This window comes from Streptomyces sp. H27-D2, from assembly GCF_035828615.1.
Taxonomy (GTDB): domain Bacteria; phylum Actinomycetota; class Actinomycetes; order Streptomycetales; family Streptomycetaceae; genus Streptomyces.
This window is the reverse complement of the sequence record NZ_JAYMZR010000018.1, coordinates 24,423-47,408: the sequence shown is the minus strand read 5'-3', so window position 1 is coordinate 47,408 and position 22,986 is coordinate 24,423. Positions and strand designations below refer to the sequence as shown.

22 protein-coding genes are annotated in these 22,986 nt (G+C 70.5%); 20 read left to right on the top strand and 2 right to left on the bottom strand.

Going from position 1 to position 22,986, the window contains the following annotated elements:
* The first annotated feature begins 126 nt into the window (after positions 1 to 126).
* Positions 127 to 1,161, top strand: a complete 1,035-nt coding sequence (locus tag QMK28_RS10250) for a tRNA (adenine-N1)-methyltransferase (RefSeq protein WP_326436744.1) — start codon at positions 127 to 129, stop codon at positions 1,159 to 1,161.
* 238 nt (positions 1,162 to 1,399) lie between these two features.
* On the top strand, positions 1,400 to 1,981 hold the full coding sequence (locus QMK28_RS10245) for a hypothetical protein (RefSeq protein WP_326436743.1): 582 nt from the start codon (positions 1,400 to 1,402) through the stop codon (positions 1,979 to 1,981).
* Positions 1,982 to 1,985: 4 nt separating this feature from the next.
* Here QMK28_RS10245 and QMK28_RS10240 read toward each other — a convergent pair whose 3' ends face one another.
* Positions 1,986 to 2,300 (bottom strand): ferredoxin, encoded by a 315-nt coding sequence (locus tag QMK28_RS10240; RefSeq protein WP_326436742.1) that lies wholly within the window; start codon positions 2,298 to 2,300, stop codon positions 1,986 to 1,988.
* Between the two features lie 241 nt (positions 2,301 to 2,541).
* Between QMK28_RS10240 and arc the strand changes: the two genes are divergently transcribed.
* The 5 genes from arc to prcA all read left to right on the top strand — a co-directional run bounded on the left by arc (position 2,542) and on the right by prcA (position 8,174).
* A complete protein-coding gene (arc, locus tag QMK28_RS10235; protein WP_326436741.1) occupies positions 2,542 to 4,308 on the top strand; it encodes a proteasome ATPase in 1,767 nt (588 codons plus the stop codon).
* Positions 4,309 to 4,546: 238 nt separating this feature from the next.
* On the top strand, positions 4,547 to 6,058 hold the full coding sequence (dop, locus tag QMK28_RS10230) for a depupylase/deamidase Dop (RefSeq protein ID WP_326436740.1): 1,512 nt from the start codon (positions 4,547 to 4,549) through the stop codon (positions 6,056 to 6,058).
* A 122-nt stretch (positions 6,059 to 6,180) separates the two neighbouring features.
* Complete coding sequence (locus tag QMK28_RS10225) at positions 6,181 to 6,399, top strand: ubiquitin-like protein Pup (protein ID WP_326436739.1); 219 nt, start codon at positions 6,181 to 6,183, stop codon at positions 6,397 to 6,399.
* Positions 6,400 to 6,504: 105 nt separating this feature from the next.
* Positions 6,505 to 7,350, top strand: coding sequence for a proteasome subunit beta (gene prcB / locus QMK28_RS10220; protein ID WP_326436738.1), 846 nt, complete (start codon positions 6,505 to 6,507; stop codon positions 7,348 to 7,350).
* Between the two features lie 74 nt (positions 7,351 to 7,424).
* Positions 7,425 to 8,174 (top strand): proteasome subunit alpha, encoded by a 750-nt coding sequence (prcA, locus tag QMK28_RS10215; protein WP_326436737.1) that lies wholly within the window; start codon positions 7,425 to 7,427, stop codon positions 8,172 to 8,174.
* Positions 8,175 to 8,273: 99 nt separating this feature from the next.
* Here the strand turns inward: prcA and QMK28_RS10210 are convergent, their stop codons facing one another.
* Complete coding sequence (locus QMK28_RS10210) at positions 8,274 to 9,257, bottom strand: LacI family DNA-binding transcriptional regulator (protein ID WP_326436780.1); 984 nt, start codon at positions 9,255 to 9,257, stop codon at positions 8,274 to 8,276.
* Between the two features lie 542 nt (positions 9,258 to 9,799).
* Between QMK28_RS10210 and QMK28_RS10205 the strand changes: the two genes are divergently transcribed.
* The 13 genes from QMK28_RS10205 to QMK28_RS10145 form a co-directional block, all read left to right on the top strand.
* Positions 9,800 to 11,083 carry an MFS transporter gene (locus QMK28_RS10205; protein ID WP_326436736.1) on the top strand — a complete coding sequence of 428 codons (1,284 nt, stop codon included), beginning with the start codon at positions 9,800 to 9,802 and terminating at the stop codon, positions 11,081 to 11,083.
* 158 nt (positions 11,084 to 11,241) lie between these two features.
* Positions 11,242 to 12,603, top strand: coding sequence for a Pup--protein ligase (pafA, locus tag QMK28_RS10200; RefSeq protein WP_326436735.1), 1,362 nt, complete (start codon positions 11,242 to 11,244; stop codon positions 12,601 to 12,603).
* Between the two features lie 135 nt (positions 12,604 to 12,738).
* The gene (locus tag QMK28_RS10195; protein ID WP_326436734.1) at positions 12,739 to 13,728 is read left to right on the top strand and encodes an FKBP-type peptidyl-prolyl cis-trans isomerase; all 990 of its coding nucleotides are present in this window, start codon (positions 12,739 to 12,741) and stop codon (positions 13,726 to 13,728) included.
* 55 nt (positions 13,729 to 13,783) lie between these two features.
* Positions 13,784 to 14,158, top strand: a complete 375-nt coding sequence (locus QMK28_RS10190) for an FKBP-type peptidyl-prolyl cis-trans isomerase (protein WP_326436733.1) — start codon at positions 13,784 to 13,786, stop codon at positions 14,156 to 14,158.
* A 209-nt stretch (positions 14,159 to 14,367) separates the two neighbouring features.
* Complete coding sequence (locus tag QMK28_RS10185; RefSeq protein WP_326436732.1) at positions 14,368 to 15,327, top strand: helix-turn-helix transcriptional regulator; 960 nt, start codon at positions 14,368 to 14,370, stop codon at positions 15,325 to 15,327.
* Between the two features lie 14 nt (positions 15,328 to 15,341).
* Complete coding sequence (locus QMK28_RS10180; protein ID WP_326436731.1) at positions 15,342 to 16,289, top strand: helix-turn-helix transcriptional regulator; 948 nt, start codon at positions 15,342 to 15,344, stop codon at positions 16,287 to 16,289.
* A 120-nt stretch (positions 16,290 to 16,409) separates the two neighbouring features.
* Positions 16,410 to 16,685, top strand: a complete 276-nt coding sequence (locus QMK28_RS10175; protein WP_326436779.1) for a hypothetical protein — start codon at positions 16,410 to 16,412, stop codon at positions 16,683 to 16,685.
* A 35-nt stretch (positions 16,686 to 16,720) separates the two neighbouring features.
* On the top strand, positions 16,721 to 16,924 hold the full coding sequence (locus QMK28_RS10170; RefSeq protein ID WP_326436730.1) for a hypothetical protein: 204 nt from the start codon (positions 16,721 to 16,723) through the stop codon (positions 16,922 to 16,924).
* Positions 16,925 to 17,226: 302 nt separating this feature from the next.
* Entirely contained in the window at positions 17,227 to 17,529 is a 303-nt protein-coding gene (tatA, locus tag QMK28_RS10165; protein ID WP_326436729.1) for a Sec-independent protein translocase subunit TatA, read from the top strand.
* Between the two features lie 108 nt (positions 17,530 to 17,637).
* The gene (tatC, locus tag QMK28_RS10160; protein WP_326436728.1) at positions 17,638 to 18,594 is read left to right on the top strand and encodes a twin-arginine translocase subunit TatC; all 957 of its coding nucleotides are present in this window, start codon (positions 17,638 to 17,640) and stop codon (positions 18,592 to 18,594) included.
* Between the two features lie 17 nt (positions 18,595 to 18,611).
* Positions 18,612 to 19,502: a diacylglycerol kinase gene (locus QMK28_RS10155; RefSeq protein WP_326436727.1), complete on the top strand. Its 891-nt coding sequence runs from the start codon at positions 18,612 to 18,614 to the stop codon at positions 19,500 to 19,502.
* A gap of 159 nt (positions 19,503 to 19,661) precedes the next feature.
* Positions 19,662 to 22,484, top strand: coding sequence for a DEAD/DEAH box helicase (locus QMK28_RS10150; RefSeq protein ID WP_326436778.1), 2,823 nt, complete (start codon positions 19,662 to 19,664; stop codon positions 22,482 to 22,484).
* 143 nt (positions 22,485 to 22,627) lie between these two features.
* A partial coding sequence (locus QMK28_RS10145; protein ID WP_326436726.1) for an L-rhamnose mutarotase occupies positions 22,628 to 22,986 on the top strand: 359 nt, incomplete at its 3' end.

Genomic DNA, 22,986 nt, shown 5'->3' with positions numbered 1-22,986 from the left:
CGCAGACCGGAGCGAGCCCCGGACCTGAGCGAGCCCGGGACCCGGACCTGAGCGGGCTGACGAGCGCAGGGCCCGGTCTCCGAGCCCCTGGCCGTCGGTGCCGGGAACCCCAGGTAGGCTGCTCACATGTCCGAACCGACCGGTGCCGCCCGCCGTCGCGGCCCATTCCAAGTCGGGGATCAGGTCCAGCTCACCGACCCCAAGGGTCGCCACTACACCTTCACGCTCGAAGCCGGGAAGAGTTTCCACACCCACAAGGGTTCCTTCCCGCATGACGAGCTGATCGGCGTCCCCGAGGGCAGTGTTGTCCGCACCACGGGAAACGTCGCGTATCTGGCTCTGCGACCCCTGCTCCCCGACTATGTCCTCTCCATGCCGCGCGGTGCTGCCGTGGTCTACCCCAAGGACGCCGGGCAGATCCTGGCGATGGCCGACATCTTCCCCGGCGCACGCGTCGTCGAGGCGGGCGTCGGCTCCGGTTCGCTCAGCACGTTCCTGCTGCGCGCCATCGGCGACCAGGGCATGCTGCACTCCTACGAGCGCCGCGCCGACTTCGCCGAGATCGCCGCCCAGAACGTCCAGCGCTACTTCGGCTCCGAGCACCCCGCCTGGCAGCTGACAGTCGGTGACCTCCAGGACAACCTGTCCGACACCGAGGTCGACCGCGTCATCCTGGACATGCTCGCCCCCTGGGAGTGCCTCGACGTCGTCTCCAAGGCGCTGGTCCCCGGCGGCATCGTGTGCGCGTACGTCGCCACCACGACGCAGCTGGCCCGCACCGTCGAGTCGCTCCGCGAGCACGGCACCTTCAACGAGCCGTCGGCCTGGGAGACCATGGTCCGCACCTGGCACGTCGAAGGGCTGGCGGTCCGCCCGGACCACCGCATGATCGGGCACACCGGCTTCCTGCTCACCGCCCGCCGCCTCGCGGACGGGGTGGAGCCGCCGCTGCGCCGCCGCCGCCCGGCCAAGGGCGCGTACGGCGACGACTACACCGGACCGGGCAGCACCAGCGGCTCCGCCGCGGCGAAGGCCGCAGCGACCGCCACGGCCGCTCCCGCCGCCGCGGTGGAGGCGGCCGCACCGGCAGCCGAGCCCGTGGCCGTGGTCGAACCGGCAGCCGAGGCCGGCCCCGCCGACTCCGGAGCCGAGCAGGTCTGACGCCCCCGGCGCCGCACTTCGCGGCCCTGCGACGAACAGGCTGATGAGCAGCCCACACGCAGCTGACAACCAGCGGCCGCCGCCGCCGAGTTCCCCGTACGGGAGCCCGGCGGCGGCGGCCGTTCGGCGTCGCGCCGCGCCGGGCGGCGACCAGCGGGCCCGGCCGTTCCGTCCGGCGGCCCGGTGTGGCACGATGCTGGCCATCCCACCGCCACAGCTCTCACAGGAGACGCCCCGCGTGCAGACCCTGGCCGCCCCGGACCTTCCGCACACCCGCACCCGGTCGGTGCACTGGATAGCCACCGCCGCGGCGCTCGCCGCCATAGTGGCCGGCGCGGCTCTCGTGCAGCCCCCAGGAGCCACCGCGACGACCCGCACCTCCTCCGCCGCCGGCGCCGCGCCGCGGCCGGGCGCCGCCCCCGACCCGGGGCAGGCGGACTATCCGGTGAAGTGCGGCCGGGCCGCGGTGGATGTCACCGACCGGGCCTCCGGGGACCTGGACGGGGACGGCCGCCCGGAGACGGTCGCCGTCGTCCGCTGCCACGCAGCGGCGGGCTCGCCGCCCAGCGGGGTCTACGTGCTCGCGCGGCCCCCGGTGCGGGCAGCGAAGCCGCGGGTGCTGGAGACGCTGCTGGATCCGAAGGAGCGGCTGAGCGTCCAGGACTTCGCGGTGCGCGACGGGACGGTCACGGCGCGGCTGCTGGGCTACTCCTCGTCGGAGGTGCCGCGTTGCTGCCCGGACAGGGAGCGGAGCGTCAAGTGGCGGTGGAAGGGCGGCAAGTTCGTGCTGCAGGCCCTTCCGGTAGCCGGGAGTGTGTGATCCATCACTCCGCGTCGGGGCCGTACACCTCGGTCCTGTCCGAAACCCGACGTACGTGAATACAGTCGCCGGGGCACTCCTTCGCCGAGTCCACGACATCGGTCAGGAGCGTCAGCGGTACGGGGGTTGTGGCGCCCGGCGCCGCGAGCAGTTCGTCCCCCGAACCCTTGACGTAGGCGAGCCCGTCGATGTCGAGTTCAAAAACTTCCGGAGCGTACTGGGCGCAGATCCCGTCGCCCGTGCACATGTCCTGGTCGATCCAGACTTCGAGGGCTTCGGGTGCTGTGGCCTCGGGGGAAACCTCGTCCTGCACGGTCATCTCGCCTGCCGTTCCTGCGCGTGTGAACCAATTGAAGCCAGCCCTGACGGGTGTTGACCGACTCGACGATACAACCGGTCGCTTTCCGATGTTGTCGGGTGGGTATTCCTACAACGTGAGGACGTGCGCAAGGGTGAAGATCGGACACACCCCGACAGTCTTTGTGATCTAGGGGTTTCAACCTGCACTGGCCCAGGTAGGGTCAGGAAGCGTCCAGCTCCCCTTGGAGGAGGTGAGGACCGTGGCAGCCCACGACGACGACATGAACCGCGGCATCCGGCCCGGGAGGGGTTCTGAAGACCCCGCCGGCCAGGTTGCCTATCTCGAGCAGGAGATCGCCGTCCTGCGACGCAAGCTCGCTGACTCTCCGCGTCACACGAGGATTCTCGAAGAGCGGATCGTCGAGCTCCAGACCAATCTCGCAGGTGTGTCCGCACAGAACGAGCGGCTCGCCAATACGCTCCGCGAGGCCCGCGACCAGATCGTGGCCCTCAAGGAGGAAGTCGACCGGCTAGCACAGCCGCCGGCCGGATTCGGTGTCTTCCTGCAGGCGAACGAGGACGACACCGCGGACATTTTCACAGGTGGCCGGAAGCTGCGGGTGAACGTGAGCCCCAGCGTCGAGCTCGGGGACCTGCGACGTGGTCAAGAAGTCATGCTCAACGAGGCGCTCAATGTGGTCGAGGCCATGGAGTACGAGCGCGCCGGGGACATCGTCACCCTCAAGGAGATCCTTGAGGACGGCGAACGGGCCCTGGTGGTCGGGCACACCGACGAGGAACGGGTGGTGCGGCTCGCCGAGCCGTTGCTGGACATCACCATCCGCGCCGGCGACGCCCTGCTGCTGGACCCGCGATCCGGCTACGTCTACGAGGTCGTACCCAAGAGCGAGGTCGAGGAGCTCGTCCTCGAAGAGGTCCCGGACATCGACTACGACAAGATCGGCGGTCTGGGCAACCAGATCGAGCTGATCCGCGACGCGGTCGAGCTCCCGTACCTCCACCCGGAGCTCTTCAAGGAGCACGAGCTGCGGCCGCCGAAGGGTGTGCTGCTCTACGGCCCGCCCGGATGCGGCAAGACCCTCATCGCCAAGGCAGTGGCCAACTCCCTTGCCAAGAAGGTCGCCGAGGTGACCGGGCAGCCGGCCGGGAAGAGCTACTTCCTCAACATCAAGGGTCCGGAGCTGCTGAACAAGTACGTCGGCGAGACCGAGCGGCACATCCGCCTGGTCTTCCAGCGTGCGCGGGAGAAGGCGAGCGAGGGCACCCCCGTCATCGTCTTCTTCGACGAGATGGAATCCCTCTTCCGCACTCGCGGTTCCGGTGTCAGCTCGGACGTGGAGAACACCATCGTCCCGCAGCTGCTCGCCGAGATCGACGGTGTGGAGGGCCTGGAGAACGTCATCGTCATCGGCGCCTCGAACCGTGAGGACATGATCGACCCGGCCATCCTGCGCCCCGGCCGTCTCGATGTGAAGATCAAGATCGAGCGTCCGGACGCCGAGGCGGCGAAGGACATCTTCACGAAGTACCTGAAGTCGTCCCTGCCGCTGCACCAGGACGACCTCACCGAGCACCGGGGCTCCAGGGAAGCCGCGGTCGCCGGCATGATCCAGTCGGTCGTCGAGCGGATGTACACCGAGACCGAGGAGAACCGCTTCCTCGAAGTCACGTACGCCAACGGAGACAAGGAAGTTCTGTATTTCAAGGACTTCAATTCCGGAGCGATGATCCAGAACATCGTGGACCGGGCGAAGAAAATGGCCATCAAGGCATTCCTCGAGCACCAGCAGAAGGGCCTGCGCGTCGCTCACCTGCTCGCCGCTTGCGTCGACGAGTTCAAGGAGAACGAGGACCTTCCCAACACCACCAACCCGGACGACTGGGCCCGCATCTCCGGTAAGAAGGGTGAGCGGATCGTCTTCATCCGCACCCTTGTCACCGGAAAGCAGGGCGCGGACACCGGCCGCTCCATCGACACGGTGGCGAATACCGGCCAGTACCTGTAATACCGCCGTCCGGCTGCGGATGCCCCAGGCGGGCATCCGCAGCCGGACGCGTTTTCCACAGGCGCACCCGCACCGGAGCAATGACTGTAATGATCTCCCCACGGCCGCAAAGGCGTTCTAGGCTCTTCGGTACCGCCGCGTCATGCTGTGCGGGCACGGGGACCGCACACCGACCGGAAGCGCAGCGGTACTTGAGCGCCGACCCCAGCAGGGGGCGCCGCCGGGCAAGGAGGGCCGCATGACCGTACGGCGAGTAATGGGAATCGAAACGGAGTACGGGATCTCCGTTCCGGGCCACCCGAACGCCAATGCCATGCTCACCTCGTCCCAGATCGTCAACGCTTACGCGGCGGCGATGCACCGGGCGCGCCGCGCCCGGTGGGACTTCGAGGAGGAGAATCCGCTGCGGGACGCCCGGGGCTTCGACCTCGCGCGCGAAACCGCGGACTCCACTCAGCTCACGGACGAGGACATCGGCCTGGCCAATGTCATCCTCACCAACGGGGCCCGGTTGTACGTGGACCACGCGCACCCGGAGTACAGCTCACCCGAGGTCACCAATCCGCTCGACGCCGTCCTGTGGGACAAGGCGGGCGAGCGCGTCATGGCCGAGGCCGCGGAGCGCGCGGCCCAGATCCCGGGCGCACAGCCGATCCACCTCTACAAGAACAACACCGACAACAAGGGCGCGTCCTACGGCACCCACGAGAACTACCTGATGAAGCGGGAGACCGCCTTCTCGGACATCGTGCGCCATCTGACGCCCTTCTTCGTGTCCCGCCAGGTGGTGACCGGAGCCGGCCGTGTCGGCATCGGCCAGGACGGCCACGAAGACGGCTTCCAGATCAGCCAGCGCGCCGACTACTTCGAGGTCGAGGTGGGCCTGGAGACCACCCTCAAGCGCCCGATCATCAACACCAGGGACGAACCGCACGCGGACGCCGAGAAGTACCGCAGGCTGCACGTCATCATCGGTGACGCCAACCTGTCCGAGATCTCGACGTACCTCAAGCTGGGCACGACCGCCCTGGTGCTGTCGATGATCGAGGACGGCTTCATCGCGGCCGACCTCGCCATCGACCAGCCGGTGCGCACCCTGCACCAGGTCTCACACGACCCGACGCTGCAACAGCTGATCACGCTCCGCAGCGGCCGGACCCTGACCGCGGTGCAGCTCCAGATGGAGTACTTCGAGCTGGCCCGCAAGTACGTCGAGGACCGCTTCGGGGTGGACGCCGACGACCAGACCAAGGACGTCCTGGTGCGCTGGGAGGACGTCCTCAACCGGCTGGAGAACGACCCGATGAGCCTGTCGGGCGAGCTGGACTGGATCGCCAAGCGCGAACTGCTGGAAGGCTACCGGCGGCGCGACGGCCTCGAATGGGACGCTCCGCGGCTCCATCTGGTGGACCTCCAGTACGCCGACGTACGGGCCGAGAAGGGTCTGTACAACCGGCTGGCGGCGCGCGGCAAGATGAAGCGGCTGCTGGAGGAGCCGGCGGTGATGCGGGCCAGGACCAAGCCGCCCGAGGACACCCGGGCCTACTTCAGGGGCCGCTGTCTGGAGCAGTACGCGGACGACGTGGCCGCGGCATCCTGGGACTCAGTGATCTTCGACCTGCCAGGTCGTGACTCTCTGCAACGAGTGCCCACGCTGGAGCCGCTGCGCGGCACCCGCAATCACGTCAAGGAGCTCCTGGACCGCTGCCGCACGGCAGAAGAGCTGGTAAACGTGCTGTCGGGCGGCTGAAAGGCACCCGATCCGGGAATCATCGAGGTGACTCCCGAACGTTGTAGCAAGTGCGGGACCGATGGCGGACCCGGCTTGTAGGGTCTGATCTTGAACGTCGAACCGAGCGGGGTGTGAGGGAAATGGCGACCAAGGACACTGGCGGCGGACAGCAGAAGGCGACGCGTTCCACCGAGGAGGCCGAGGAGCAGACGCAGGACGCGCAAGCCACCGAGGACCTCAAGGAGCGTCAGGAAAAGCTGTCCGACGACGTGGACTCAGTCCTGGACGAGATCGACGACGTCCTGGAGGAGAACGCGGAGGACTTCGTGCGCTCCTTTGTGCAAAAGGGCGGCGAATAGGACCGGCGCGCACCGTCCCGCGCCCTTCCCGGGCGCGGGACGGATGACCGACACGGCCCTGGGTAAGGTCCGTGCAGAATTTCAAGATCTGGTGGAAGGAAACGCGTGGAAGCCAACACTCGGAGCACAGGGCGTCTGCCGGCTGCTTTCCTGACGCCCGGCTCGTCCTCGTTCCTGGATTTCCTCTCCGACCACTCTCCCGAACTGCTGCCGGGGCGGCGCAATCTGCCCCCGCTGCACGGCGCGGTCGAGATCCCGCACGGCACGACGATCGTCGCGGCGAGCTTCCCCGGCGGCGTGGTGCTCGCGGGCGACCGGCGGGCGACGATGGGCAACGTCATCGCCCAGCGGGACATCGAGAAGGTCTTCCCGGCCGACGAGTACTCCGCGGTGGGCATCGCGGGCACGGCCGGGCTGGCCGTGGAGATGGTCAAGCTCTTCCAACTGGAGCTGGAGCACTTCGAGAAGGTCGAGGGCGCCACCCTCTCGCTGGAGGGCAAGGCGAACCGGCTGTCCACCATGATCCGGGGCAACCTCGGGATGGCCCTGCAGGGCCTCGCGGTGGTGCCGCTGTTCGCGGGGTACGACATGGACCGCGAGAAGGGCCGGATCTTCTCCTACGACGTCACGGGCGGCCGCTCGGAAGAGCGTGGCTTCGCGGCCACCGGCTCCGGCTCGGTCTTCGCCCGCGGCTCCATGAAGAAGCTGTACCGCGAGGACCTGACGGAGCAGCAGACCACGACATTGGTCGTGCAGGCGCTGTACGACGCGGCGGACGACGACTCGGCGACCGGCGGACCGGACCTGGCCCGCCGTATCTACCCGATCGTCACCGTCATCACCGACGAGGGCTTCCGCAGGCTCACGGAGGCCGAGGGGTCCGAGATCGTCCGCACCGTCCACGAGCGGCGGCTGGAGCAGCCGGACGGCCCGCGGGCCGCGCTGCTCTGACGGACGGTCCGCAATGCTCCCCCGGCTACCGCCGGGAAGTGCCCCCGCCACTGACAGAAAGGGACGGATAACCGGTGTCGACGCCGTTCTATGTCTCACCTCAGCAGGCCATGGCGGACCGCGCCGAGTACGCCCGCAAGGGCATCGCTCGCGGCCGCAGCGTGGTCGTACTGCAATACGCGGACGGCATCGTGTTCGTCGCCGAGAACCCGTCCCGCGCCCTGCACAAGGTCAGCGAGATCTACGACCGGATCGCCTTCGCGGCGGTCGGCAAGTACAACGAGTTCGAGAACCTGCGCATCGGCGGGGTCCGCTACGCCGACCTGCGCGGCTACACCTACGACCGCGCCGATGTGACGGCCCGTGGGCTCGCCAACGTCTACGCCCAGACGCTGGGCACGATCTTCTCCAGCGTCGGCGAGAAGCCGTACGAGGTGGAGCTGATCGTCGCCGAGGTCGGGGACGGCCCGGAGGACGACCAGATCTACCGGCTGCCGCACGACGGCTCGATCGTCGACGAGCACGGCTCGGTGGCGGTCGGCGGCAACGCGGACCAGATCAGCACCTTCCTCGACCAGGGGCACCGCGACGGCATGACCCTCAGCGAGGCGCTGGGGCTCGCCGTCGAGTCCCTCGCCCGTGACAACAACGGCGGAGAGCGCAGCCTCACCGCCGAGCAGTTGGAGGTCGCGGTGCTGGACCGCAACCGGCCGCAGAAGCGCAAGTTCAAGCGCATCCTGGGGCGTCAGCTCTCCCGGCTCATGGAATCGGAGAACGCGGCCACCGAGGCCACCGACGACGAAGCCGACGAAGCGCAGGAGTGAGCCGCAGCGCAGCCCGTAACGCCGTGAGCCCCGCCGGACCGACACCTGTCGGTCCGGCGGGGCTCACGGCGTTCTCAGGCACCCAGGGCGCCGCGGGCGCTACGGGAGTATGGGCGGCCGCCCCGTGGAGGCGCGCGAGATCAACTCGACCGGCAGCACCGTGGCGTCGGCCGCACGCCCGTCCAGCACGGCCATCAGCGCGCGCATCCCGGCCTCGCCCACCGCTTCGGCCGGCAGCCGCACCGTCGTCAGCTCCGGCTCCACCGCGGTCGCCAGCGTGAGGTCGTCGAAGCCGGTCACCGACAGGTCCTCCGGCACCCGCAGCCCCAGCCGCCGCGCGGCCTTGCAGGCGCCGGCCGCGAGGACGTCGTCGTCGCAGATCAGCGCGGTGGGCCGGGGCCCGGGGCCGGACAGGGCCCGCTCGGCCGTGCGCCGTGCCTCGGCCACGTTGAGCGCCGACGGCTCGGTCCGTACGGTGACGTCCGGCAGCGCGCCCAGCGTCGCGGCCAGCGTCTCGGCCCGCACCTGAAAGGTCCAGGAGTCGAGCGCGGCCGACAGATGGACGAAGTCCCGGTGGCCCAGCGCGAGCAGGTGCTCCGCCACCTGCCGTATCCCGTCGGCGATGTCCAGGTTCACGGTCGCGGCGGCCCGCGCCCGGTGCGGGTCGCTGTCCAGCATCACCAACGGGAGCCCGCCGCTCCGGATCACCGCCAGCGCGTCGGCGGCCATCGAGGAGGCGATCACCCCGTCCAGGGTCGCCCGCGCCGATCCGAAGGGGTCCCGGGCCGGGCCGATGCCTTCGGGCGAGGGGTACAGCACCACGCCGAAGTCGTGCTCGGCGGCGACCCGGGCCGCGCCGGTGTAGACACGGGCGAAGAACTCGTTGGTCAGCGAGGGCACGACCAGCAGCGCGGTCCTGGTGCGCCCGAGCCGCAGATCGCGCGCCGCGAGATTGGGCCGGTACCCCAGCTCCCGCGCGGCCGCCCGCACCGCCTCCGCCCTGCGCTCGGAGACCCGCCCCCGCCATTTGTCACCGAGCACCAGCGAAACGGCCGCCTGCGACACCCCGGCGACACGCGCCACATCCCGACTGGTCGGCCGGGCTCCGGGCTCCGCCCGCCCTCCGCCTTCGGCGGGCGACTGTTCGCCGCCGGGTCGCCGCTCCGCGTCGCCGTGCGCACTCGTCACCTGGGTCCTCCTCCCGCGTAGTCCTTCGGTCGGCCACTCGTCCAGTCGCTCGCCGTCGCCGGTGCCCGCCCACCGCCGGGAGCCCCCGCGCCCGCCCACCGCGGGGGCGGCCCCGTGCCCGCCCACCGCGGGGGCGGCCCCGTGCCCTCGCCCACCGCAAGGTGAACTGGTGCTCAGCTCACCGTTGGGTGGGCCTGTGCTCGCCCACCGCAAGGTGGACTCGTGCCCAGCCCACTGGCGGGAGGCCTCGCGCTCGCCCACCGCAGGGGTGGGCCCGTGCCCTCGCCCACCGCAAGGTGGACTCGTGCTCAGCCCACCGCAAGGTGACCCCGTGCCCAGCCCACCGCAAGGTGGACCCGCAACCAGCCGCCATGGTACGTATAGCGCCGAAGGTTATACGTAACACTCCGGGATGCGCCGGGGGAGAGGGGCGGAACATGGCGGCCGGCTACGCGGATCTGCTACGAACGCGGCATGCCGCGAGGCTGCTCGCCGGGACTCTGGTGGGGAGGCTGCCGAACGCCACAGCCGCGCTCGCGATCGTGCTGTTCACGCGGGCCGAGGGGGGCAGTTACACGCTCGCCGGTGTGCTGTCCGCGGTCTACGGCGTGGGCACCGCGATAGGGCAGCCGCTGCTCGGCCGGGCCGTGGACCTGTACGGGCAGCCGCGGGTGATGCTGCCGGCCGCCGTGCTGTCGGCGCTGGGGATGGGGCTGTTCGCCCTCGTCGGGCTGGAACCGCTGCCGGTCGCCTACGCGGCCACGCTGCTCGCCGGACTCAGCACGCCGCCGCTCGAAGGCGGGTTGCGGGCGCTGTGGCCCAACGTGCTCAAGCGGGAGGACCGGGTGCACGCCGCGTACGCCCTCGACGCGGTGGCGCAGGAATTGATGTTCGCGATCGGGCCGTTGCTGGTGACCCTGCTGGTCGCCGTCCGGTCCGAGGCCGTCGCGCTGCTCGTCATCAACGGCGTCGGCGTGCTGGGCGCGCTGTCCGTGGTGGTCTCGGCACCGTCCCGGCAGTGGCGTTCGGCGCCGCGCGAGGCGCACTGGCTCGGCGCGCTGCGCTCGCGCGGACTGCTCGTGCTGCTGGGCGCGTTCTTCTTCGTCGGTCTCGCGCTGGGCTCCATCGCGGTCGCCTCGGTGGCCTACGCGGACGAGCACGGCGGCGGCATGATCTCCAGCTACCTGCTGTCCGGGCTCGGGGTGGGCGCGCTGCTCGGCGGGCTGGTCTACGGCGCGCGGCAGTGGGCCGGGGCGCCCGAGCGGCGGCTGCGGGTGCTGCTGGGCTGTCTCGCGGTCGGCTACCTGCCGCTCGCCCTGGTGCCCGGTGTGGCGGCGATGACCGCGCTCACCACCCTGGCCGGGGTGTTCCTCGCCCCGGCGCTCGCCTGCGCCTTCATCGTGGTCGACCGGCACGCGCCGCGCGGCACCGTCACCGAGGCGTTCTCCTGGCTGGTGACGACCTTCGGCGTCGGCGCGGCCATCGGCACCGCCGTGGTGGGGCCGGCCGTCGAACAGGGCGGGCCCGCCGCGGGCTTCGCGGTCGCCGGCTTCGGCGGGGTGGCCGCGCTGCTCGTACCGCTGCTCGCCGGGCGCGCGCTGAACGCGCCGCCGGTGGAGCGGACCCCGGCCGGGGCCGGAGCGCCGCTCGCGGCCGAGGACGGCGACGCGCCGACGGCCGAGGACGGCCGCGCGCCGAAGGTGGAGGCCGGCAACTCGTAGGCGGGCGTGCGATCTCGGCGCGGAAGCCGTACGGGAACCGGTACAACCGGATGGCCCCCGGAGGTTTGGCGGGGCGATTCTCCGGAAGTATGGAAGATGATCGAAACCGTGCTGTCGAACCCGGTTTCAGACCAGGCCTTCAGGCGTAATGTTCAGTCATGGACCGCCGCATTTTCGGGCTGGAGAACGAGTACGGCGTCACGTGCACGTTTAGGGGACAGCGCCGACTGTCTCCTGACGAAGTGGCGCGGTACCTCTTCCGCCGTGTCGTTTCCTGGGGCCGCAGCAGCAACGTCTTCCTGCGGAACGGCGCCCGCCTCTACCTCGACGTGGGATCACACCCGGAATACGCAACCCCCGAGTGCGACAACCTGACCGAACTGGTCACCCACGACAAGGCCGGCGAGCGCATTCTCGAAGGCCTGCTCGTCGACGCTGAACGCCGCCTGCACGAGGAGGGCATCGCAGGCGACGTCTATCTCTTCAAGAACAACACCGACTCGGCCGGCAACTCCTATGGTTGTCATGAGAACTACCTCGTGGCCCGCCACGGGGAGTTCTCCCGGCTCGCGGACATCCTCATCCCGTTCCTCGTCACCAGGCAGATGATCTGTGGCGCGGGCAAGGTGCTGCAGACACCACGGGGCGCGGTTTTCTGCGTCAGCCAGCGTGCCGAGCACATCTGGGAGGGTGTCAGCTCCGCGACCACCCGCTCCCGGCCGATCATCAACACCCGTGACGAACCGCACGCCGACGCCGAGCGTTACCGACGGCTGCACGTCATCGTCGGCGACTCCAACATGTCCGAGACGACCATGCTGCTCAAGGTCGGCGCCACCGACCTGGTGCTGCGCATGATCGAAGCGGGCACGGTGATGCGCGACCTGACCCTGGAGAACCCGATCCGGGCGATCCGCGAGGTCAGCCACGACATCACCGGACAACGCAAGGTCCGGCTCGCCAGCGGACGCGAGGCGTCCGCCCTGGAGATCCAGCAGGAGTACTACGAGAAGGCCGTGGATTTCTGCGAACGCCGCGGAATCCGTACCGGCAATGTCGAGAAGGTACTCGAACTGTGGGGCCGCGCTCTGGAGTCGATCCGCAGCGAGGACCTCGACCGGATCGGCACCGAGATCGACTGGGTCATGAAGTACCAGCTCATCGAGCGCTATCGCGCGAAGCACAACATGACCATGTCGAACCCGCGGGTCGCGCAGATCGACCTCGCGTACCACGACATCCATCGCCGCCGAGGGCTCTACTACCTGTTGGAGAAGCGCGGCCAAGCGGCCCGCATCTGCAACGACCTGAAGATCTTCGAAGGCAAATCCGTCCCACCGCAGACGACCCGGGCCCGGCTGCGCGGCGATTTCATCCGCCGCGCGCAGGAACAGCGCCGCGACTTCACGGTCGACTGGGTGCATCTGAAGCTCAATGACCAGGCGCAGCGCACCGTGCTGTGCAAGGACCCGTTCCGGTCGGTGGACGACCGGGTGGAGAAGCTCATCGCCGGCATGTGAGGCGATGGGCGGGACGGCGGCGCGCCGGGGGCCACGGCCTCCGGCGCGCAGCTGTGTCGCACCCCCCGGGGTCGGACAGGTCAAGGTCGTAGAGTGTCGGGCACTGCCATGAGACCCCTAGCCCGAGTTGGACTGATGAACCACACAAAGACTGCTCGACGCATCGCCGTGGCGCTGACGGTGCCCGCCCTGCTCTTCACCGCCGCGTGCGGTTCCGATGACGGCGGCGACGACTCCTCGAAGGCCGCTTCCGGGGTCAAGGTGTCGGGGAAGTTCGGCGCCAAGCCGAAGATCACCGTGCCCAAGGACGCGAAGGCGCCCGGCGAGGCGGTCGTCAAGACGGTCAGCGAGGGCGACGGCGCCAAGGTGACGAAGGACAGCTTCGTACGCCTGGACTTCGCGGGGCAGACCATGAAGGACAGCAAGGACCTCGGCAGCACCTGGGCCGCCAAGCCCGGGGCGAGCCCCGACGCGGCCCGCGCGCAGGCCGTGGCGCAGATGGGCAAGCCCAGCCAGCTGATGCCGACCAAGGTGATCGACTCGATCGTCGGCAAGAAGTCCGGCAGCCGGGTCGAGATCGAGGGCACCGCCAAGGCGCTCATCGGCGCTCAGCTCAACCCGCAGTCCGGCATCAAGCCGACCGACGGCCTGGTCTGGGTCGTCGACGTGGTGGCCGCCGAGAAGGTCGACCCCAAGGCGCAGGCCAAGGGCGACCAGGCGAAGCCGGACGACGGCTTGCCCGAGGTCACGGCCGAGGGCGAGAAGGCCGCGAAGATCAAGGTCACCAAGGGCGAGAAGGCTCCCAAGGGCCTTGAGCAGCAGGTGCTGATCAAGGGCGACGGCGCCGAGGTCAAGTCCGGCGACGGGCTCATCGCGCAGTACACCGGCGTGAAGTGGGAGGACGGAAAGAAGTTCGACTCCTCCTGGGACCACGGCGGCGCCACCGCGTTCCAGATCGGCACCGGCTCGGTCATCCAGGGCTGGGACAAGAGCCTGGTCGGCAAGCACATCGGCGACCGCGTCGAGCTCGTGATCCCGCCGAAGCAGGCGTACGGCGCCGACCCGAAGAACAAGCTGGCGAAGAACACCCTTGTCTTCGTCGTCGACATCGTGGGCAAGGTCTGATCCGCGATCTGCGAGACTGGCACGGTTGTCCGAAATCTTTCGTAGGAGCAATTTCGTGAGCATCGACAAGCCCGAGATCGACTTCCCGGGCGGCGAGCCGCCGGCCGAACTCCAGATCAAGGACCTCTGGGAGGGTGACGGCGCCGTCGCCAAGGCCGGGGACAACGTCTCCGTCCACTATGTCGGCGTCGCCTTCAGCACCGGCGAGGAGTTCGACGCGAGCTGGAACCGCGGCACCCCGCTGCAGTTCCGGCTCGGCATCGGCCAGGTCATCTCCGGCTGGGACCAGGGCGTCCAGGGAATGAAGGTCGGTGGTCGGCGCGAGCTGATCATCCCCTCCCACCTCGCCTACGGCGCCCAGGGCGCCGGTGGCGGCAAGATCAAGCCCAATGAGGCACTGATCTTCGTCTGCGACCTGGTCTCGGTCTGAGACCCCGCCGCGCCCGGTCCCCGGACCGCGGCGCGGCACCCGAGGGCCCCTGTCATCCGACGGGGGCCCTCGGTCATCTCCGGTCCCCTCCGCGGCCATCCGCGGCCGATCCGGATCGGATACCGCCTCGGCTTTTGCCAGCCGCTTCCCGAGCGGTACGGTCAACCGTCGGGGAGCGGGGCGGGGATGTACGAGGAGAAAGAGCGTCGATGGCGATTGCCAAGGCCGAGCGGTTGATGAATCTGGCGCTGTGCCTGCTCGGAACCAGGCGCCCGCTCAGCAAGCGTGAGCTGCGCGGTTCCATCGAGGCCTATATCGAGGCAGGCAGCGACGACTCCTTCAACCGGATGTTCGAGCGCGACAAGGACGATCTGCGCGAGCTCGGCCTCGTCATCGAGACCGTGGAGAGCCTCGACGGCGACACCGGCTACCTCGCCCGCCGCGACAGCAACCGGCTGCCGCCCGTCTCTCTCGACGTCGAGGAGGCCGCGGCGCTCGGCCTCGCGGCCAAGGTCTGGCAGCAGGCCCGGCTCGCCGGAGCGGCCAGCGGCGCACTCCAGAAGCTGCGCGCCGCCGGGATGCCGCTCGCCGACGACCCGGCCCCGTACGACGGGCGCAGCGCGCTGGAGCCGCGCATCCCCGTCCACGAGGCCGCCTTCGAACCCCTGATGCTCGCCTCGCGCGACCGCCGCCCGGTGGTCTTCGACTACCGCAAGTCCAACGCCGCCCGCCCCGAGACCCGGCAGGTCGAGCCGTGGATCCTGGAGAGCTGGCGCGGCCACTGGTACCTCGCGGGCTGGGACCGCGAACGGCAGGCCGAGCGGGTCTTCCGGCTGTCCCGGATCACCGGCAAGGTCCGCTCCAAGGCGGGCGCCTACACCGCCGAAGTGCCCGACCACGTCACGGTCCGCGAGACCGTGGAGAGCTGGGCGGGCGAGATCGCGACCAGCACCGCCCGCATCAAGCTGCGATCGGGGCACGGCTACCCGCTGCGCGCCAAGGCCCTCGGCACCCGTGACCTGGGCGACGGCTGGGACGAGCTGGAGATCCCGTACGGACACGGGCTCGACGCCTGGCTGGTGGAGTTCGGCCCCGACGTGGTCGTGCTGGAACCCGCGGAACTGCGGGCCGACGTAGTGGACCGGCTGCGCGCCGTGGCCAAGGGCTGAGAGGTACGACCGACATGGCCAACGCCATCGACCAGACCCGCCGGATGCTCTCGCTGGTGACCTACCTGCGCGAGCGCCCCGGCGCGCACGTGAGCGACGTCGCCCGCGCCTTCGGCATCACCGAGGACGAGCTGATCTCCGACCTCGACATCCTGCCGCTCTGCGGCACCAGCTTCCGCGGCGGCGACCTGCTCGACATCGACACCGACGGCGACCGCATCTGGTGGCACAACGCGGAGGACGTGGCCCAGCCGCTGCGGCTGGCCGCCGACGAGGCCACCGCGCTGCTCGTCGCCGCCCGCGCCGTCGCGACCCTCCCCGGACTGCGCGAGGGCGACCGGCAGGCGCTGGTGCGGGCCACCGCGAAGCTGGAGGCAGCCGCGGGCGAGGCGGCAGGCGCCAGCTCCCGGCTCTCGGTCACCTTCGAGTCCGAGGGCGGCGTCTTCGCCGACGTGGACCGGGCCATCAACGAGCGCCGCCTGCTGTGGCTCCGCTACTACTCGCCGGCCCGCGACGAACTCACCGAGCGCGAGGTCGACCCGATCCGGCTCTTCACCGTCGGCCGCACCTACCTCGAAGGCTGGTGCCGGCTGTCCGAGGCCCGGCGGACCTTCCGGCTCGACCGGGTCGCCGAGATCCGGCTGCTCGACGAGGCGTCCGACCCGCCGCCGCTCGAACTGCGCGACCTCTCCGAGGGCCTCGTACAGCCCGCCGCCGACGATCCCGAGGTGGTGGCCGAGGTCGGGCCCGGTGGCCGCTGGGTCGCCGAGTACTACCCGCACGACAGCGCGGAGGAACTGCCCGACGGCGGTCTGCGGATCACCCTGCGCACCCCCGACCCCGCCTCGCTGCGCCGCCTCGCGCTGCGGCTCGGCCGGGACGGCCGGATCATCTCCCCGCAGGACCTCGCGGACAGCGCCCGCGAGGCGGCCCGGCTGGCGCTGGCGCCCTACGGGGAGTGAGGGGCCGGGAGTGAGGGGCCGGGGAGTGACGGGTGGACGAGTGAAGGATCGGCGAGTGAAGGAACGGCGACGGCGGCCATGACATCGACCTCGACCATGACACCGACTTCGGCCCTGGCCATGGCGCCGACCTCGGAGAGGACGGCCACGGCCTCGGCGACGGCCGGTGCGAACGCGGCCACCGTGCTCTTCAAGGCGGCCTGCCCGGACTGCCGGTCCTGCTTCGAGCTGGCCTCGGACGCGCTGCGGCTGGTCGTCGGCGGCAGCTCCCGGACCACCTTCTACTCCTTCGGCTGCCCCGACTGCGGCTCGGCGGTGCGCAAACCGGCGGGGGAGCGGATCGTGGAGCTGCTCACCGGCGGAGGCGTCCGCACGCTGCGCCTGCACCTCGGCTGACCCCCCGTACCCGTACGCCCCGGTAGGCTCGCCCCATGCTCTGGCCCATGATCGCTGTTGTCCTCGGCTTCCTCGGCATCGCTGTGCTCGGTGTGCTCGCCGTCCGGGTCTTCGTCGAAGTGCGGCGGCTGGCCCGGCAGGTCGCTCAGAGCTCGGAGCGGATCACCCGCGCCGCCGAGGACCTGGAGCGGTCCGCGGCCCCGCTGGCCGCTCGGGCGAGCGAGCTCCGTCGCCCGTGACGGGCCCTACGACGGACGGGCCTATGACGGGCGTGGCCTCCTCGCCCCGTGGCGAAGCCTGGCGGGGGTCCACCGCGCCCTGCTCATCCGGAGCGGCGGGCGGTACCCTGCAAGAAGTGGAACCGGTGAGCTCCCGGACGGTGTGAGCGTCCAGCGGGTGAGGCCGGAGCCGCAATCGGGACGATGCACGGGGATTGCCCCGCGTTCACCCCTGGGCGTTACGATCGCTGGCAGAGCAGCACGTCCGTCCGACCGTCCAGCAGGCATGGATATACGCCCACCGGCGAGAAGGTAGTCGCATCATGCTCGGCAATATGAAGCCTCTTGAGATCGTTCTGATCCTTGTCGTCATCCTCTTGCTGTTCGGGGCCAAGAAGCTTCCGGACATGGCGAGGTCGCTCGGCAAGTCCGCCCGCATCCTCAAGAGCGAGGCCAAGGCGATGAAGAAGGACGACACGCCGGCGCCCGACGCAGCCGCGCCCGCCGACGCCGACCCCGCCGCGACCCCGGTCGTGCCGCGCACGATCCAGGCCGCCCCCGGTGACGTCACCAGCGCCCGCCCGGTCGCCGAGCCGAACCGCACGCAGACCCCGTCGCAGAGCTGATCGCGGCTCCGAGCGCGCGAGGCACGACGTAGAGCGCGACGACGTACGACGCAATTCGAGAGAGCCGGATCAAGCCGCCGACGGCTGCCGCACGAAGCGAGGACGTGGGTGCTCAAGTCTGCCCCGAAGCAGGAGAAGGATCCCGATGGGCGGATGCCCCTTGGTGATCACCTGCGGGAGCTGCGCAACCGATTGATGAAGGCAGTCCTGGCGATCCTGGTCGTCACGATCGTCGCGGCCTTCTTCTACAAAGACCTGATCAACTTTCTGAACAAGCCGATCCTCGACGCCGTGGGCTGTGTCGAGGGCAAGATCACGATGAAGAACGGCCAGCCCTGCGCGGACATGACCACCAACGGTCTGCTGGCGCCGTTCACCATCGCGCTCAAGGTCTCGCTGATGGCCGGCGTCGTGCTGTCGACGCCGATCTGGCTCTATCAGCTCTGGGCCTTCCTCGCGCCCGGTCTGCACCGCACCGAGAAGCGCTACGCGATCAGCTTCGTGGTGGCGGGCGTCCCGCTCTTCCTGCTCGGCGGCTACATCGCGTACAACGTGCTGCCGCAGACCGCGACGGTCCTGCTCGACTTCTCGCCGGACAACGTGCGCAACCTGCTGCCGGTCGACGATCTCCTCGACCTCATCATGCGCATGATCATCGTCTTCGGGCTGGCCTTCGAACTGCCGCTGCTGCTGGTGCTGCTGAACCTCACCAGGGTGCTCACCGGCAAGCGGATGCTCGGCTGGTGGCGCGGCATGGTGCTCGGCATCACGATCTTCGCCGCGGTGGCCACCCCGGGCGGCGACCCGCTGAGCATGTGTCTGCTGGCGGCCCCCATGGTGCTGCTGTACTTCATCGCCGCCGGCATCTCGCTGCTCAACGACAAGCGCCGCCGCGCGGCGGACCCGGACGCGGAACTCGACGACGACGAGGCGTCCGACGTCGATCTCACCCCCGACTCGGTCGGCGCGATCGAGCAGGTCCCAGCGGCCCGCGCGCTGCCCGAACAGGCGAGCGGCGACACCGACGGGCCGGCCGGGCGCAACGGTTTCGACGACGCGACCTGAGCGGGTAAGGTCCGCGCGTGACCAGCGAGATCACCCTCTTCGTCAATCCCACCGCGGGCCGGGGGCGCGGCGCGCACGCCGCGCAGCCCGCCGCCCGGGTACTGCGCGACGCCGGCTTCGCGGTGCGCACCGTCCTGGGCTACGACGCCCAGGACGCGCTGCGCCGGGCCCGTGAGGCGGTGGCGGGCGGCACCGGAGCGCTGGTGGCCGTCGGCGGCGACGGCATGTCCTCGCTCGCCCTGCAGGCGGTGGCCGGCACCGACACCCCGCTGGGCATCGTCGCGGTCGGCACCGGCAACGACTTCGCCCGCGCCAACGGGCTGCCCGTCAGGGACCCGGCCGCCGCGGCCCACGTCATCGCCGACGCGCTCAGCACCGGCCGCAGCCGCGCCGTCGACCTCGGCAGAGTGGGCAAGACCTGGTTCGGCACCGTTCTGGCCTCCGGGTTCGACTCCCGGGTGAACGACCGGGGCAACCGGATGCGGTGGCCCACCGGACGGCTCCGCTACGACGTGGCGATGGTCGCCGAACTGGCCGGGCTGCGCCCGATCCCGTACCGCCTCCGGCTGGACGACGGGCCCGAGCAGCGGATCGAGGCCACCCTCGTCGCGGTCGGCAACGGGCCGTCGTACGGCGGCGGCATGCGGATCTGCCCGGCGGCGGCGCTGGACGACGGGCTCTTCGACATCACCGTGGTGGGTCCGTGCAGCCGCTCCACGCTGCTGAGGGTGTTCCCGAAGGTCTACCGGGGGACGCATCCGAGCCATCCCGCGGTGACCGTGCACCGGGCCGCGAAGATCTCGCTCGCCGCGGACGGGGTAACCGGCTACGCGGACGGCGAGCCGCTCGGGTCGCTGCCGCTCACCGCGGAGACCGTGCCGGGAGCGGTACGGGTGCTCGGGCCGTAGTTCAGTCGATGCCCGGCCCGGAGCGGGCCACTCGCGCCGAACGGCCGCCCGCGGAAGACGCTCCCCGGCTCCCGGTCGTCTGTCTGCCGGCGCTCGAATCCGTCGCTGATTTAAAGATCGCGTGCTCTGTCGGACCTGGCCGGTAGGCTCGTGGACACGATGACCCACGAGCTATCTCCCGCCGAGGCATACGCGGCCGCCCGGCAACGCGCCGCCTACGAGGCCACCGCCCTCGCACCCTTCCGCGCCATGTACGACTTCGAGCTGGATCCCTTCCAGATCGAATCGTGCGAGGCGCTGGAAGCCGGAAAGGGCGTGCTGGTCGCGGCCCCCACCGGTTCCGGCAAGACGATCGTGGGCGAGTTCGCCGTCCACCTGGCCCTCACCCAGGGCCGGAAATGCTTCTACACCACGCCGATCAAGGCGCTGTCCAACCAGAAGTTCAGCGACCTGGCCAAGCGCTACGGCTCCGACAAGGTCGGCCTGCTGACGGGTGACAACAGCGTCAACCCGGACGCTCCGGTGGTCGTCATGACCACCGAAGTGCTGCGCAACATGCTCTACGCGGGCTCACGCTCGCTGGAGGGCCTCGGCTATGTGGTCATGGACGAGGTGCACTACCTCTCCGACCGCTTCCGCGGCGCCGTCTGGGAGGAGGTCATCATCCACCTCCCGGAGTCGGTGACCCTCGTCTCGCTGTCGGCCACGGTCTCCAACGCCGAGGAGTTCGGCGACTGGCTGGACACCGTCCGCGGTGACACCGAGGTCGTCGTCTCCGAGCACCGCCCCGTGCCGCTGTGGCAGCACGTCCTGGCCGGCCGCCGGATGTACGACCTGTTCGAGGAGCGGGACGACGGCCAGGGCCCCGATGCCGCCCGCCGCGAGGTCAACCCCGACCTGCTGCGGCTGGCCCGGATGGAGAACTCCCGTACGCCCCACCCGCGCGATCGCCGCGGCGGCCGGGTCCGCGAGGCCGACCGGGAGCGCGAGCGCCGGCACCGCAGCCGCGTCTACACCCCGAACCGGGCCGAGGTCATCGACCGGCTCGACTCCGCGAACCTGCTGCCCGCCATCACCTTCATCTTCAGCCGGGCCGGCTGCCAGGCCGCCGTCCAGCAGTGCCTGCAGGCGGGCCTGCGGCTCAACGACGAGCAGGGCCGCGCCGAGGTGCGGGCCCTCGTCGAGGAGCGCACCGCCGCCATCCCGGACGAGGACCTGCACGTCCTGGGCTACTTCGAGTGGCTGGAGGCGCTGGAGCGCGGCGTCGCGGCGCACCACGCGGGCATGCTGCCGACCTTCAAGGAGGTCGTGGAGGAGCTGTTCGTCCGCGGGCTGGTGAAGGCCGTGTTCGCCACCGAGACGCTGGCGCTGGGCATCAACATGCCTGCCCGGTCGGTGGTGTTGGAGAAGCTCGTCAAGTGGAACGGCGAGACGCACGCCGACATCACCCCCGGCGAGTTCACCCAGCTGACCGGCCGCGCGGGCCGGCGCGGGATCGACGTCGAGGGCCATGCGGTGGTGCTCTGGCAGCGCGCCATGGACCCGGCCGCCCTCGCGGGCCTCGCCGGTACGCGCACCTATCCGCTGCGCTCCTCCTTCAAGCCGTCGTACAACATGGCGGTGAACCTCGTCGCGCAGTTCGGGCGGCACCGCTCGCGTGAGCTGCTGGAGACCTCCTTCGCCCAGTTCCAGGCCGACCGCTCGGTCGTCGGGATCTCCAAGCAGGTGCAGAAGAACGAGGAGGGCCTGCAGGGCTACCTCGGCTCCATGACCTGCCACCTCGGCGACTTCGACGAATACGCCCGGATGCGGCGGCAGTTGGGGGAGCGGGAGGCCGGGCTGGCCAAGGACGGCGCCTCACAGCGCCGCGCCGCGGCCGCCGCGGCCCTGGAGAAGCTCAAGCCGGGCGACGTCATCCAGGTGCCGACCGGCAAGTACGCCGGGCTGGCGCTCGTCCTCGACCCGGGCCTGCCGGCCGGGCGCAGCGACAGCCACCGCGGCTTCGAGGACCACGACGGACCGCGTCCGCTGGTGCTCACCGCGGAGCGGCAGGTCAAGCGGCTCGCGTCGATCGACTTCCCGGTGCCGGTCGAGGCGCTGGAGCGGATGCGGGTGCCCAAGACCTTCAACGCGCGCAGCCCGCAGTCGCGCCGCGACCTGGCCGCCGCGCTCCGCACCAAGGCCGGGCACCACGACCCGAAGCGGCAGCGCAGGCAGCGCGCGGCGGCGGCCGACGACCCCGAGATCGCCCGGTTGCGCTCGGCGATCCGCGCGCACCCCTGCCACGGCTGCGAGGAGCGCGAGGACCACGCCCGCTGGGCCGAGCGCTACCACCGGCTGCAGCGCGACACCCGGCAGTTGGAGCGCCGCATCGAGGGGCGTACGAACACCATCGCGCGCATCTTCGACCAGGTGTACGCGCTGCTGTCCGAGCTCGGCTATCTGCGGGGCGACGAGGTCACCGACGACGGCCGCCGGCTGGCCAGGCTCTACGGCGAGCTGGATCTGCTGTCCAGCGAGTGCCTGCGGGACGGCGTCTGGGAGGGGCTGAATCCGGCGGAGCTCGCCGCGTGCGCCTCGGCCCTGGTGTACGAGTCCCGCTCGGCCGACGACGCGATGCCGCCCAAGCTGCCGACCGGCAACGCCCAGCAGGCGCTCGCCGAGATGGTCCGCATCTGGGGCAAGCTCGACGCCTTGGAGGAGCAGCACAAGATCAGTCAGACGGAGGGCGTGGGCCAGCGCGAGCCGGACCTCGGCTTCGCCTGGCCGGCGTACCGCTGGGCCTCCGGGCACGGCCTGGACGCGGTGCTGCGCGAGATCGAGATGCCGGCCGGTGACTTCGTGCGCTGGTGCAAGCAGTTGATCGACGTGCTGGGTCAGATCGCGGGCGCGGCCCCCGAGGGCAGTCCGGTGCGGCGCACCGCCCGCCGGGCGGTCGACGGGCTGCTGCGCGGCGTCGTGGCCTACTCCTCGGTGGGCTGAGCCGCCGGTTCACCCGTCGGCGCGGCCGAGTCGAGCGCCCCGGACCCCGCATCGCGGGCGCCGGGGCGCTCCGCGTGAGGCGGCGAATCCGGGGCGGGGGCGGCGCGGGCATACTGCTCGCCATCGCCCGAGGAGGTCTCCGGATGACGGACATCCAGCGCTATGGCAAGACGATCGAGCTCCGCCCCGAACACCGGGAGGAGTATCTGCGGCTGCACGCCGAGGCGTGGCCTTCGGTGCTGAGGGCGCTCACCGCGTGCCGTATCCGCAACTACTCGATCTTCCTGGAGGGGGACACCCTCTTCAGCTACTTCGAGTACGACGGCGAGGACTTCGCCGCCGACTCGGCCCGGATGGCGGCCGATCCGGACACCCGGGCGTGGTGGAAGCTCACCGATCCCTGCCAGCGGCAGACGTCGGGGGCGGTGCCGGGGGAGTGGTGGACACCGATGCGCGAGGTCTTCCACCACGACCGAGCGGTGGGGGCCCCGACGTGTCTCTC